Source organism: Pseudomonas botevensis (genome assembly GCF_019145475.1).
Classification (GTDB): Bacteria; Pseudomonadota; Gammaproteobacteria; order Pseudomonadales; family Pseudomonadaceae; genus Aquipseudomonas; species Aquipseudomonas botevensis.
In genome coordinates this window covers 1-13,882 of the sequence record NZ_JAHTKI010000032.1, presented here as the reverse complement: position 1 = coordinate 13,882, position 13,882 = coordinate 1, and the positions used below count along the sequence as shown (strand labels likewise).

The 13,882-nt window shown below is 63.7% G+C and carries 13 protein-coding genes; all 13 read left to right on the top strand.

The features are described 5' to 3' along the window. The first annotated feature begins 139 nt into the window (after nt 1-139). Nucleotides 140-502, top strand: a complete 363-nt coding sequence (locus tag KVQ74_RS26940) for a c-type cytochrome (protein WP_217834416.1) — start codon at nt 140-142, stop codon at nt 500-502. A gap of 76 nt (nt 503-578) precedes the next feature. Next, entirely contained in the window at nt 579-1,907 is a 1,329-nt protein-coding gene (locus KVQ74_RS26935) for a D-arabinono-1,4-lactone oxidase (protein WP_217834456.1), read from the top strand. A gap of 74 nt (nt 1,908-1,981) precedes the next feature. Next, nucleotides 1,982-3,190: a DSD1 family PLP-dependent enzyme gene (locus KVQ74_RS26930; protein ID WP_217834455.1), complete on the top strand. Its 1,209-nt coding sequence runs from the start codon at nt 1,982-1,984 to the stop codon at nt 3,188-3,190. Between the two features lie 481 nt (nt 3,191-3,671). Next, the gene (locus KVQ74_RS26925; RefSeq protein ID WP_217834415.1) at nt 3,672-4,283 is read left to right on the top strand and encodes a transposase; all 612 of its coding nucleotides are present in this window, start codon (nt 3,672-3,674) and stop codon (nt 4,281-4,283) included. A 67-nt stretch (nt 4,284-4,350) separates the two neighbouring features. Next, entirely contained in the window at nt 4,351-5,949 is a 1,599-nt protein-coding gene (locus KVQ74_RS26920; RefSeq protein WP_217834414.1) for a ShlB/FhaC/HecB family hemolysin secretion/activation protein, read from the top strand. A gap of 13 nt (nt 5,950-5,962) precedes the next feature. Continuing rightward, nucleotides 5,963-7,762, top strand: a complete 1,800-nt coding sequence (locus tag KVQ74_RS26915) for a DUF2341 domain-containing protein (RefSeq protein WP_217834413.1) — start codon at nt 5,963-5,965, stop codon at nt 7,760-7,762. Between the two features lie 11 nt (nt 7,763-7,773). Next, on the top strand, nt 7,774-8,199 hold the full coding sequence (locus KVQ74_RS26910) for an ExbD/TolR family protein (protein ID WP_217834412.1): 426 nt from the start codon (nt 7,774-7,776) through the stop codon (nt 8,197-8,199). A gap of 3 nt (nt 8,200-8,202) precedes the next feature. Continuing rightward, the gene (locus tag KVQ74_RS26905) at nt 8,203-8,907 is read left to right on the top strand and encodes an energy transducer TonB family protein (protein ID WP_217834411.1); all 705 of its coding nucleotides are present in this window, start codon (nt 8,203-8,205) and stop codon (nt 8,905-8,907) included. 39 nt (nt 8,908-8,946) lie between these two features. Further along, complete coding sequence (locus KVQ74_RS26900) at nt 8,947-10,644, top strand: putative porin (RefSeq protein WP_217834410.1); 1,698 nt, start codon at nt 8,947-8,949, stop codon at nt 10,642-10,644. 17 nt (nt 10,645-10,661) lie between these two features. Next, entirely contained in the window at nt 10,662-11,291 is a 630-nt protein-coding gene (locus KVQ74_RS26895; protein ID WP_217834409.1) for a DNA repair protein, read from the top strand. Between the two features lie 18 nt (nt 11,292-11,309). Beyond that, complete coding sequence (locus tag KVQ74_RS26890; protein WP_217834408.1) at nt 11,310-11,783, top strand: YbjN domain-containing protein; 474 nt, start codon at nt 11,310-11,312, stop codon at nt 11,781-11,783. After that, on the top strand, nt 11,780-12,727 hold the full coding sequence (locus KVQ74_RS26885; RefSeq protein ID WP_217834407.1) for a peptidylprolyl isomerase: 948 nt from the start codon (nt 11,780-11,782) through the stop codon (nt 12,725-12,727). The genes KVQ74_RS26890 and KVQ74_RS26885 overlap by 4 nt, the downstream gene beginning before the upstream one ends. A 194-nt stretch (nt 12,728-12,921) precedes the next feature. Continuing rightward, a partial coding sequence (locus tag KVQ74_RS26880; RefSeq protein ID WP_217834406.1) for a LysR family transcriptional regulator occupies nt 12,922-13,882 on the top strand: 961 nt, incomplete at its 3' end.

Genomic DNA, 13,882 nt, shown 5'->3' with positions numbered 1-13,882 from the left:
GAAAACCATGGTGGCCGTTCGAAGGACCTCCACTGGCCCCCGAAGCCCCCCTCACTGTCCCGCATTGCCCTCAACCCGCTGGCGCGCCTGCCTTAAGGTGTGATCACAACAATAAGCGGTATCCCACGCGAGGATCGTTATGCGGGCATTCCCGTTCACCTTACTGCTGGCGCTGTCGATGGCGCTGCCCGGCTGCGGCGATGAGGCCAAATCCCCAGCCGCCAACGGCGTCGCCAGCAGCGCCACACCCTCCGACCCGGCCCTGGCGCAGATCTACGCCAACAGTTGCCAGCTCTGCCACGCCAACCCCGCCGCGAACGCGCCGCTCACCGGTGACCGCAAGGCCTGGGAGCCACGGGTGCGGCAGGGCACCGACACGCTGCTCGACCACGCCATCAACGGCTACAACGGCATGCCGCCGATGGGCCAGTGCGTGGAGTGCTCGGAAGAACAGTTCCTCCAGTTGATCGGCTTCATGGCCGACCAGCCCCTCCCACAATAAGGAGCCTGGCATGCCGATAGATCTGACACGCCGGCAGCTGTTGCAGCGGGCAAGCATTGTCGGGGCGTTCAGCGCGCTGGCGGCGACTCCGGCGTTGGGCCAGTTGCTACGCGCGCCCCGGCTGATTCCGTGGCGCAACTGGTCGGGCGGGCAGAGTTGCCAGCCCGCCGCACGGCTCGCGCCGAAAAATCTTGACGAGTTGACCAGCGTGATCCGCCAGGCACCGGGCAAGGTGCGCCCGGTCGGCTCGGCGCATTCCTTCAGCGCCCTGGTGCCCACCGATGGTACGTTGCTGTCCCTCAGTTACTTCAGCGGGCTGCTCGATCACGATCCGAAAACCCTGCAAGCGGAATTCGCCGCCGGCACCCCGATGTCGCGCATGGGCGTGCCGCTCAAGGACATCGGCCAGGCCTTGCAGAACATGGCCGACATCGACTACCAGACCCTCGCCGGCGCGATTTCCACCTCGACCCACGGCACCGGCAAGACCTTCCAGTCCTACTCGGCGCACGTCTGCGGTCTGCAACTGGTGACCGCCAACGGTGACGTGCTCGACTGCGACAGCCAGCGCCATCCCGACGTGTTCAATGCCGCGCGGGTGTCCCTCGGGGCGCTCGGAGTCGCCAGCAAAATCCGCCTGCAAAACCGCCCGGCTTATCGTCTGCGCGAGCGTCAGTGGATCGCCAAAACCGAAGAGCTGCTCGAAGACCTGGACAAGAACACTTCGGAAAACCAGCACTGGGAAATGCTTGTCGTCACCCATTCCGACTACGCCTTGTCCATCGCCCTCAACGAAACCGACGACCCGGCCACGCCGCCGATCAGCCCTGAAGAGGAGGGCGGCAACGAGTTCGTGACCCTGATCGAAAAGATCGACAAGTACGGCAGTGATTTCCCCGATCTGCGCCGCCACCTGCTCAACAGTCTGCGGCTGCTGGCGAGCTTCGAGGATCGGGTCGGCGACTCGTTCGATGTCTACGCCAACGTGCGCACCGTGCGCTTCAACGAGATGGAGTATTCAGTCCCGGCAGAATACGGCCCGGCCTGCCTGCGGGAGATTCTCAAGCTGATTCAGGACAAGGACCTGCGCACCTGGTTTCCCATCGAGTACCGCTACGTCAAGGCCGACGACATTCCCCTGAGCATGTTCGAGGGTCGCGACAGCTGTTCGATTTCGGTCCACCAGCATTACCAGATGGATCACCACAACTTTTTCGCCGCCATCGAACCGATCTTCTGGAAATATAACGGTCGTCCGCACTGGGGCAAGTTGCACACGCTCAACGCGAGAACCCTGCAGACCCTGTACCCGCGTTGGCAGGAGTTCATTCAGGTGCGCCAGGCCCTCGACCCGAGCGGCAAGTTTCTCAATGCGCATCTGTCATCGATTCTGGGGGTGAGCTGATGGCGGTCAATCGACGCAATTTTCTGTTCGGGACATTGGGTGTCGGCGCGCTGTTGTTCGGGGTTGGCGCATGGTTGCGGCCGGGGGATCGCGGCGGGCCGTACAGCGATTACTTCCGTGGGCTGAATCGCGAACTCAAGGACAAGGGGCCGATGCGCCCGGTGTTGCTGATCGATCTGGATCGCCTCGATCACAACATCGCCGTGGTGGTGCGCTCGATCAAGAAAACCGGCAAGCAGCTGCGTCTGGTGGAGAAGTCGCTGCCGGCACCGGGGTTGCTGAGCTACATCGCCCAACGCGCCGGGACGCAGCGCTTGATGTCGTTTCATCAGCCGTTTCTCAACCACGATGCGCTGACGTTTCCGCAGTCCGACATCCTGCTCGGCAAACCGCTGCCGGTGCGTTCGGCGCAGCTGTTTTATCAAACCCACACAGGCCCGTTCGATCCGTCGAAGCAACTGCAATGGCTGCTCGATGGTCCTGAACGTTTGCAGCAATACCTGGCGCTCGCGCAGGGCTTGGGCACGCGGATGCGGATCAACATCGAACTGGATGTCGGCCTGCATCGCGGTGGGGTCAGCGACCTGAATGTGCTGGGGCAGATGCTCACGCTGATCGGCGCCAACCCGCAGCATCTGGAGTTCGCCGGGTTCATGGGCTACGACCCGTTCGTGGGCATGGGCGTGCCGGGGATTCTCGGCTCGCCTGAAGAATTGTTCGCCAAGGTGATGGTGATTTATCAGCGCTGCGTCGACTTCACCCGCCAGCAGTTTCCGGCGTTGTGGCGCGAAGACTTGTGCCTGAACACCGCAGGCAGTCCGAGCTATCGCATGCATGAAAACGAGCGCCTGAGTACGGAGGTTTCGGTGGGCACGGCGATGCTCAAACCGACCCATTACGACTTGCCGTCACTGGTCGAGCACGAGCCTGCCGCTTACATCGCGACCCCGGTGCTGAAGAGCACGGGGGCGGTGAACATTCCGGCGCTGGATGACAAATCGAAACTGTTTTCGTGGTGGGACGCCAACCAGCGCCAGACTTTTTTCATCTATGGCGGCAACTGGATGGCTGAGTTTGAATCGCCGCCGGGGCTTCAAAGCAATGGCGTTTACGGGCGCAGTTCGAATCAGGAGATGGTCAATGGCTCCAGTGCCGTGGGGCTGAGTGTGGAAGACCAGGTGTTTTTGCGGCCGACCCAGACCGAAGCCGTGCTGTTGCAGTTCGGCGATTTGCTGGCGGTACGGGGCGGCAGGATCGTTGATACCTGGCCGGTCTATGCCTGACCCTGAAATCACTACCCCTCACCCCAGCCCTCTCCGGAGGGAGAGGGGGCCGACCGAGGCGTCTGGCGATGTACATCGACCTGAGCGACCGTGTCGATTATGGATTCAGCAAAGCGGTTTCAGGGCGACGAATTTTCTGGATTTTCCTCCATTGGCTCTCCGGAGGGAGAGGGGGCCGACCGAGGTGTCTGGCGATGTATATCGACCTGAGCGAGCGGCTCGCTTATGGATTCAAAGATGACTTTTCAGGTCGGCGGATTTCGCCAATATCCCCCAATCGGTTCCCTCTCCCTCCGGGAGAGGGCTAGGGTGAGGGGGCTGCGATCTGAAATACGAACGCTCACCTTCACCCCTTCGGTAATGAAGCTTTTATGACAAAAGTTCGGTAGCACATCGCCGCGCCGGTCATGCCTATGTAACGCGCTTGAGGGGCCTTGGGGCCGCTTTTTACAAGCCGAGGCGGGACGCCGGGAGTGAGGCAATGGGGACTATGGAACGCTACTCGAAAGTGGGCATGCAGGAACTCGATCAACGCCTGTCGAAGATCGTCGAGGCCGCGCGCAAGAAGCCGGTTTCGGTGTATCGCTACGGCGCGCCGTGGGTGTGGATCGTGTCGCAGGATGACTGGCAGGGCGCCTTGAAAGAAGTGTCCAGCTACATCCCACCGGGCCACTCGCTGGTGCTGCTGCGTCCGCAGATCGACGATTTGCTCGACGCCCACCGCGACATCCTGCACGACCTCGACGCCCAGCCCGGCATGCTGATCGCCCCGCAGACGGTCATGCACATCCTGCTCCTGCAACTTTTGTATTCGGTGCCCAGCGAGCAGCAGCTCTACGAACAGCTCAATTACAACCTGCTGTTCCGCTGGTTCGTCGGCCTGGGCCTGAACCAGAAAGTCTGGAGCTTCAACGTCCTCAGTCGAGACATCGCCACGCTGCTCAACAACCCGCGTGCGGTGCAGCTCATCCAGAAAATCATCGGCGAAGTGTTCTGCGGCGCCTTGCTGCAAATGCCCGAGTTCTCCTTGAACTTCGCGCTGCTGCACACGTGGCTGGGCAAGCACGCAGGCCCGGCGGCAACCGGCAACTAACCGCCGTCATCGACGAACACACAAGGCGTTCGAGCGCCATCAGGTCATCGCGAATTCAGGGGGTAGTGTGGATCAGATTTTCACGTCACGGCTGGCGCTGTGGGGCTGGCTGCTGGTGACGGCCGGCGTGCAGCCTGCGATTGCCGAAGAAGCGGTTGAGGCCGCCGTGCCGCCGCGTCTGGTGGACGTCAACGAATACTTCGTGCGCGGCAACACCGTGCTCGACGCGCGGGCCATCGAAGAGGCGGTGTACCCGTTTCTCGGCCCGCAAAAAGCCCTGAGCGACATCGAAGGCGCGCGGGATGCGTTGCAGAAGGCCTATCAGGAACGCGGCTACCAGTCGGTGTTCGTCGAACTCCCGGAACAGGCCGTGGCCGACGGCATCGTCTACCTGCAAGTCAGCGAAACCGAGGTCGGCCGGGTGCGCGTGGTCGGCGCCAAACACTATTCGCCGCTGGACATCCGCGACAACGTGCCGGCCCTGAAGGAAGGCGAGGTGCCGGATTTCGCCAAGGTCCAGGGCGAACTGGCGCAACTCAACAAGACCCCCGGTCGCCAGGTCATGCCGCTGGTGCGCGAAGGTCAGCGCCCCGGCACCATGGACGTCGATCTGCAGGTCGAAGACCAGAACCCGTGGACCGCCAGCGTCGGCCTCAACAACGACTACAGCGCCGACACCGAGAAACTGCGTGCCGTCACCAGCCTCGGCTACAACAACCTCTGGCAGCTCGGCCACAGCATCAACCTGACCTACTTCACCGCGCCCCAGGACACCGACAACGCCAAGGTCTGGTCGGGCTCCTACACCGCGCCGCTGACCGATCGCTGGAGCCTGCAATTCTCCGGTTACCAGTCCGACAGCAACGTCGCCACCATCGGCGGCAGCAACGTGCTGGGCAAGGGCCATTCCTACGGCGTGTCGGCGATCTACACCTTGCCGTCCAGCGGCAGTTGGTCGAACTCGCTGTCGGCGGGCATCGACTTCAAGGACTTCGACGAACGCCTGACCCTGGCCGGGGAGAGCGACAAGGTGCCGCTCAAGTACGCGCCGTTCACCTTCGCCTACAACGGCTATCGCTACACCGAAAAGAGCCAGCTCGGCCTCGGCCTGAGCCTGGTCGCCGCCACCCGCAGCATCTTCGGCTACGGCAGCTCCGACGAAGATTTCGACTACAAGCGCTACCGCGCCAACCCGAGCTTTGCCGTGGTCAAGGGCGACACCAGTTTCACCTGGACCTTCGACAACGACTGGCAGAGCGCGAGTAAAGCCGCGTTCCAGCTGGCCTCCGGGCCGCTGGTGTCCAACGAGCAATTTTCTGCCGGCGGCGCGACCTCGGTGCGCGGCTATCTGGCCGCCGAGCGCACCGGCGATGACGGCTACCTGTTGAGCCAGGAGCTGCGCACCCCGTCACTGGCCAAGTACGTCGGCGGCTGGATGCAGGAGTGGCGCTTCTATGCCTTCGCCGAAGGCGCGCAACTGTACCTGCGCGACGAACTGCCGGATCAGGACGCCGATTACGCCCTCGCCAGCGTCGGCCTCGGCACCCGCGCGAGCCTGAGCAAATGGCTGTCCGGCAGCCTCGATTGGGGCTACCCGCTGCTCGAAGGGCCGAACACCTCGAAACAGGAATCGCGCCTGCACTTCAACCTTCAAGCCACTTTCTAAAGGAGCACGTTTCATGCAGCGCCTCTTCCTTTCGTTGTTGATCTGCCTGGGCTTCGTGCTCCCGGCCACGGCCCAGGCCTGGTGGCAGGACGACTGGCATTACCGCAAACAGATCACCGTCGACACCACGCCACAAGGCGCCGGGATCAATCAGGCCCTTGGCCGCACCGCGCTGCTGGTGCGTCTGCACACCGGCAATTTCACCTTCGACGGGGTGAAGGAGGACGGCTCGGACCTGCGCTTCGTCGCCGCCGATGACAAGACCGTGCTCAATCACCAGATCGAAAGCTTCGATGCGCTGATGGGCATGGCGCTGATCTGGGTCGACGTGCCGAATGTCGAGGGCGGTCAGCGCCAGGATATCTGGATGTACTACGGCAACCAGAAAGCCCCGGCCACCGGCAACGGGCAACTGGCGTTCGATCCGAATTACACCGCGCTCTACCACTTCGACGGCGCCACCGGCACCCCGGCCAAAGACACCACCGCTTACGGCAACACCGCACAAAGCGCCACCGGCGCGGCGATTGACGGCGTGATCGGTCGCGCCTTGCAGTTCAGCGGCCAGCCGCTGCTGTTGCCGGCCAGTCCGTCGCTGCAGCACAACGCCGGCAGCGCCTTCACCTTCAGTGCCTGGCTGCGACTGGATCAGGCCAACGGCGAGCAACTGATCCTGGCCCGCCGCGAAGGCGCCAACAGCTTGCTGGTCGGCCTCAACCAAGGCGTGCCCTTCGTGGAAATCGACGGCCAGCGTGCGGTCGCCACCCAGGCGCTGAACCCCGGCCAATGGCAACACCTGGCGCTGACCGCCGAAGGCGCGAAGGTCACGCTGTACCTCAACGGCCGCGAAAGCGTGGCGCTGGCACAGGCGATGCCGGCGTTCAATTCGGTGCTGGCGATCGGCGGTGACCTGGCCGCCGGCCCTTACCAGCCATTCGTGGGCGCGATCGATGAACTGCGCCTGTCGAAAGTCGCGCGTCCGGCCGCGTTGTTGCTGGCCGACGCCACCTCCCAGGGTGCCGAGTCGAAACTGGTCACTTACGGCGTCGATGAAGAACAGTCGGGCTTCGGTTTCGGCAGCCTTGGTTTCCTGCTCAACGCGGTGCCGGTGGACGCCTGGGTCATCATTGCGGTGCTGGTGCTGATGATGTTCCAGTCGTGGATCATCATGCTGCGCAAGAACCGCACCCTCAGCCGCGTCAGCGCCGCCAACGAAGATTTCCGCACGCAGTTCGCCAAGGTCGGCACCCGCCTGGAGATGTTCGCCGACGACGCGCAACTCGCCCAGCGCTTGCAGCATTCGCCGCTGTGGCGCCTGTACCAGGTGGCGGTCAAGGAGATCCGCACCCGTCGCGAGCAGGGCGCCGACACTTCGTCGGTGTCGGCGGCGACCATCGAGGCCATCCGTTGCTCCATGGACGGCGTGCGCACCCGGGAAAACCAGGCCCTCAGCTCGAAACTCTCGACCCTGTCCAACGCCATCGCCGGCGGCCCGTACATCGGCCTGCTCGGCACCGTGCTGGGGATCATGGTGGTGTTCCTCGGCACCGCCATGGCCGGCGACGTCAACATCAACGCCATCGCCCCCGGCATGGCCGCCGCGCTGCTCGCCACCGCCATGGGCCTGTTCGTCGCGATCCCGGCGCTGTTTGGCTACAACCGGCTGATTACCCGCAACAAAGAGGTCAGCGCCGACATGCGCGTGTTCGTCGACGAGTTCATCACCCGTCTGGCGGAGATGCACGGCGAAGGCCAATCGAGTGAAGCGGCGCATCCGCGCGGGCATCACGCCAACCACTCCGTACCGGCCTGAGGAGCATCGACATGGCGTCCGTAAATGCCTCCCACGACGATGATGAAGATGCAGCGGTGGACAGCATCAACATCACGCCACTAGTGGACGTACTGATGGTGGTGCTGGTGATGTTCATCCTCACCGCCACCGCGCAGGTCTCCGGGATTCAGATCAACCTGCCCAAGGCCAGCGCCGCCGTGTCGCTGTCGGAGGCCAAGACCAAGGCGATTTCGGTCAACGATGGCGGCCAGGTGTTCCTTGATGCCTACCCGGTGACCCTGGCGGAGCTGGAAGAGCGCCTGCGCATCGAGAAGGCGCAAAACCCGGACTTCCCGGTGATCGTGCGCGGCGACGCCACGGTGCAATACCAGAAAGTCATCGAAGTGCTGGATCTGCTGCGCCGGCTCGAACTGTCCCAGGTCGGTCTCGTCACCGGCAAACCGACCCAGGGCTGAACCATGACCGCACAACTGCCGATCGAGCCACTGCCGGTGAAGAAGTCGCCCCTGCGCTTTGTGAAGTGGGGCGCCGGGCTGCTGCTCGGCGCGCTCGCCGCTTACCTGCTGTGGCAGTGGGCCAACGACATGAGCGGCGTGCGCCGTGAAGCGCCGAAAGTGCCGACGATCATTCCGTTGCCACCACCGCCACCTCCGCCGCCGGAAAAACCGCCGGAGCCGGAAACCCCGGTGGAAGAAAAAATCGTCGAGCCGGAACCGACGCCCGAACCGCAAGAGGTCAAGCCCGAGGAAGAAGCACCGCCATCGCCGGCTGACGATCTGGCCAACCCGATGCAAATGGACGGCGACGCCCAGAGCGGCAGCGACGCCTTCAACATCGGTGCGGGCAAGGGCGGCGGCATGGCCGGTTCCGGTGGCGGGCGCGTGGGCAATGGCACCTACAGCCAGTTCCTCGCGTTCACGTTCCAGAAGCTGCTGCGCGAGAACCCGGACCTGCGCAACCTCGCGTTTGCCCTGCAAGCCGATGTGTGGCTGAGCAGCGTGGGCGAGATCACCCGGGTCGAGCTGGTCAAGTCCAGCGGCAACCCCGAGATCGATTCAAACGTCATCGCAGCGCTGCGCAACGCGCCGCATCTGAGCGAACGGCCACCGGCCTCCATGACCTTGCCCGTGCGCCTGTCCCTGCAAGGGCGGCGTCCGGGTTAACCCCATTTTTAGAGAGTTGCCAAAAGGAGTTGTGTGCAGATGATTTCCAATGTGAATCGATTGTCCCTGGCGGTCGGCATGGTCATCGCGACCCTGGTCGGTCAGGCCGTGGCAGCGCCTGCGCCCTCGGAAAACGCCACGATCAATCTGATCCGCTTGCTGGTCGAGCAGGGCATTCTGAAACAGGACAAGGCCGACGCGCTGATCGCCCAGGCCCAGAACGAAGCCGCCCAGGCCAAACAGGCAGCGGCGTCCACCGCCGTGGCGGCCGGGCCGGTCGCGGCACCGGGCGATGTGCGCGTGCAGTACGTACCGGCGGCGGTACGCGACCAGATCCGCGATCAGGTCAAGGCTGAAGTCATGGCCACCGCCAAGCAGGAAAACTGGGCCGCGCCCAACACCTTCCCGGACTGGGCCTCGCGCATCAGCTTCGATGGCGACATCCGTCTGCGTGACGAATCGCGCTACTACTCGGGCAACAACAGCAACGAAATCGTCGACTTCGCCAAGCTCAACAACAACGGCCCGTACGACGTGAACCCCAACAGCAGCACCAATCTGCCGCCGTTGCTCAACACCCGCGAAGACCGCGAAAACCTGTTCCGCCTGCGCGCGCGCCTGGGCATGAAAGCTGTGATCTCGCCGGAATGGACCGCCGGCATCCGCATCGGCACCGGTTCCGACAACAACCCGGTGTCGACCACCCAGACCCTCGGCGGCGGCTTCGCCAAGAAAGACATCTGGCTCGATCAGGGTTACCTGACCTGGAAGCCGTCGGATGAACTGACCCTCACCGGCGGGCGTTTCGCCAACCCGTTCATGTCCACCGACATGCTGTATTCCAACGACCTCAACTTCGACGGTGTGGCCGCGATTTTCGACCACAAACTCAGTCACGATTGGGGCGTGTTCGGCACCGTCGGCGCATTCCCGGTGGAGTACACCAACGACACCACCACCAGCAACGGCTTCGACAAGGAAGACAGCGACAACAAGTGGCTGTACGGCGCGCAGATCGGCGCCAAATGGGCAATCAACAGCAACAACCGCGTGAAGGGCGCCCTGGCGTATTACCGCTTCGACGACATCGAAGGCCAGCGCTCCAGCCCTTGCGAACCCTGGGCCGGTGCGCCGGGTTGCGACAGCGACGGCACCCGTGCCTCGTTCATGCAGAAGGGCAACAGCGTATTCCTGCTGCGTGACATCACGCCGAACCCGCTTAACCCGACCACCACGCCGCAGCCGCAATTCGTTGGCCTGGCCTCGGAGTTCAACCTGTTGGACCTGAACCTGGTGTGGGACGCCGATCTGCCGCACGACTTCAAATTGCGTAGCCAGGGCAACTACATCCACAACCTCGGCTACGACGAAGGCGACATGCGCAAGCGTTCGGCCGGGCAACTGGTCAACAACCTCGACAGCAGCGGCGACATCGAAAGCGGCGCCAACGCGTGGATGGTGCAATTCACCCTCGGCAATGCGCTGGATCTGAAGAAGCAGGGCGACTGGAACCTGTTCGCCGGCTACAAGTACATCCAGCCGGATGCCTTGCCGGACGGCTTCAACGACTCCTCGTTCCACCTCGGCGGCACCAACGCCAAGGGCTACTTCCTCGGCGGCAACTACGGTCTGGCGAAGAACGTCTACGCCACCGGTCGCTGGCTGAGTTCGGAAGCGGTGTACGGCGCGCCGTTCGACATCGACGTCTTGCAGCTTGAGATCAACACGCGCTTCTGAGGCGCCGGGAGAGTCTGATGAATACGCGATTGTTCTTGCTCGGGCTGGGAATGCTGATCGCCGCCGGGGCCAGCGCCGAGGGCATGGAAGAGCGTCTGCGCACCCAGTTGCGCAGCACCACCCAGCAGTTGCAGGCCTTGCAAAGCCAGCAGGCCCAGGCCAGCGCCGCGCAACTGGCGGCGCAGAACGAGGCCAAGGCCGCGCAGGCGCAGATCAGGCAATTGACCGCTGAACTTGCCAAGGCCAAAGGCCTCGCCGAGCAACTGGCCGGCCAGCAACAGAGCCTGCACAGCCAGGCCCAGGCGCAAGTGGCGGCCAGCAACGAGCAGACCGGCAAGTTCAAGAAGGCCTATGACGATCTGCTGGTCATGGCCCGTGCCAAAGAGGCAGAACGGTCTAAGCTTCAGGCGCAATTGGCTGAACGTGACACACAAGTGCAGCAATGTTCAGTCAAGAATCAGCAAATGTACGGCGTCGCCAAGCAGATCCTCACTGCCTACGAAAACATCGACGTGGCCGAGGTGATGAAGATCCGCCAGCCCTTCGCGGGCAGCGCCCGGGTCAAGTTCGAAGAACTGGCTCAGGGCTTCGGCGATGACCTGTACAAGACTCAATTCGATGCGCCACGAGCGGCGCTCGCTCACTGATTTGACAAGGAAGACACCATGACTCAATTGATCAGCCACGTATCCGCGCAATCCCTGACCGATGTCCTGCAAGCCGCCGGTTATCGCGTCAACCAGACCGAACAGAACGGCATCGTCCAGTTGCTCAGCGCCAGCCAGGGCATCGGCTACGCCGTGCGGTTCGGCAACCCGGCGGTGGCGGAGCAGGGCAGCTACGTCGACTTCACGTTCAGTTGCGCGCTGCGGGTGCAGGGTGAGTTGCCGGGCGGCGTGGCCGAGCAGTGGAACGCGACCCGACGCTTCGCGCGGCTGTCGTTGCAGGGCGAGTTTCTGGTGATGGAAATGGACGTGGTGGTGGCCGCCGGGGTCAGCGCCGATCACCTGCGTGGCAACCTGGAGTTGTGGGATCGCCTGCTTCAGGAGTTCATCGTTTACCTGCGTGACTTCACTCAGGCCAATCAGGCGCAGAACGCCAAAGTCGCCGTGGCCGAGGAAGAGGAAGTCGCGCTGTGAAAAAGCCTGCCATGGTGATCAGCGCCGCTGCGGTGGCGCTGTTGGTGGTGGCCGCGGCGCTGGTGTTGCGACCGGGCAGCGACCCGGTCGCCGCTCAGCAACCGGCGCCGGTGGTAGGCGCCAGTGCCGGGCCTGCGGTGGCGCGGTTGGGCAATCAGCAGGTGTCGCCGGAAGAATTGCAGACCTTGCTCGCGACGCTGCCCGAGGCGAGCCGCGAGCAACTGCGCGGCAATCGTGAGGCGCTGGAGCGCTGGATTCGCGCGCGCTTGGCGGAGAAAGCCGTGCTGGAACAGGCCGACGCCCAGGGTTGGGCGCAGCGCCCCGACGTCGCCCGGCAGACCCGCGCGGCCACCGAGCAAATCGTGTTCCGCGACTACCTGCGCTCGGTCAGCCAGGTGCCGGCGGACTACCCGAGCGCCGCTGAATTGCAGCAGGCCTACGACGCCGGCAAAGCCAATTGGCAGACCCCGGCGCTGTACCGCGTCAGCCAGATTTTCCTTGGCGTGGCGGATGCCCAGAGTCTGGAGTCGGTGCGCAAACAGGCGACGGAACTGAGTAAAAAAGCCCAGGCCGCGCCGGGGGAGTTTGCCGCACTGGCAACCCAGTATTCTCAGGATCGTGTGACTGCCGAACGCGGTGGCGATACCGGTCTGCAACCGTTGCAGCAACTGGTGCCGGAAGTCCGGGGCGCGGTGGCGCGGCTGAAAGTCGGCGCCGTCTCCGACCCGGTGCAAAGCGCCGCCGGCTTCCATGTGATCAAACTCACCGAACAACAACCGGCGCGCGCCGCGACCCTCGACGAACTGCGCGACCAACTGACCCAGGCCTTGCGCAATCAACGCCAGGAACAAATCGCCCAGGCCTACCTCGACGGCATGCTCAACACGGCGACCCTGAGCATCGACGGCGCTGAACTCAACAAAGTGCTGGAGAGCAAGCAGTAATCCGGAGTGATGAAATGCCCCGGCACTTGTGGGAGCCGGGCTTGCCCGCGAAAGCGGCGTGTCAGGCACCGAAAAGGCTGAAAGTGCCGGCGCCTTCGCGGGCAAGCCCGACTCCCACAGGAAAGCGCCAACAGACTGAAAATGCTCCAAGCACCGGAAGCCGCCAAACAACAAAGATCGACAGGGAGTCATCGATGTCATTCACCGAACCCGCAGGCCGACAGAGCAGCCCCGACTACCGCGCCCCCGAGGACAAAAGCCAACCCTGGCTGGCCCAGGCCGCGACCCTCGACAGCGAAGTGGCCCAATACTTCCTGGTCAGCGCCCGGTGCGGCTGTTTCATGCAGGCGGCGCGCAGCCTCAATGTGCGATCGACCCTGTTGCGCAAACAACTGGCGCAACTCGAACAGCAACTGAAGCACACTCTGTTCAGCTTCCAGGGCAGCGCCCTGAGCCTGACCCGCGAAGGCCAGCAACTCCAGGCGCAACTGATCGCCCTGGCCCACGAACGCAAACTGCCGGTGATCGAACAACCGCTGGTGCGCCTCGCCGTCGCCGAATCGATCCTCCACGACATCCTCGGCCGCGACCTCATCGCACTGCTGCGGCGCAACGCCAGCGTGCGCCTGGAAATCATCGCCCTCGACAGCGAACTGGCCCTGCGCGCCGTCAGCGCCGACATCGTCCTGTGGCTGGCCCACGGCGACAGCCCCAACCCCGGCCCGACCTTCGCCACCAGCGAACCGCAACGCCTGGCCCGAATCGACTATCTGCCCCACATCGCCAAACGCTACTCCCGCGTCACCGCACGCCCCGACAGCACCGACGACCTCGCGGACTTCATGCTCGTGCAATGGCGCCACGACCACCAGATCGACAGCTTCCGCCCCTGGAACGACCTCGTCGCCCAACGCCTGGCCGGGGTGGTGCAGATGCAGTCCTACGAATTGATGCTGGAAATGATCCGCTGCAGCGCCTGCATCGGGTTATTGCCGATGTACATGAGCCAGTTTGATCGTGGCCTGGTGGCGTTGCCGGGGTTGTTTGACGAGCCGATGCAGTTGCAGGCGTGGCTGGCGGTGAACGAAGAGTCGCAGGGTGGGGCAGAGGTGGAGGGGTTGGTGGTCGTGGCGCCATTGCACGAGCATGAAGTCC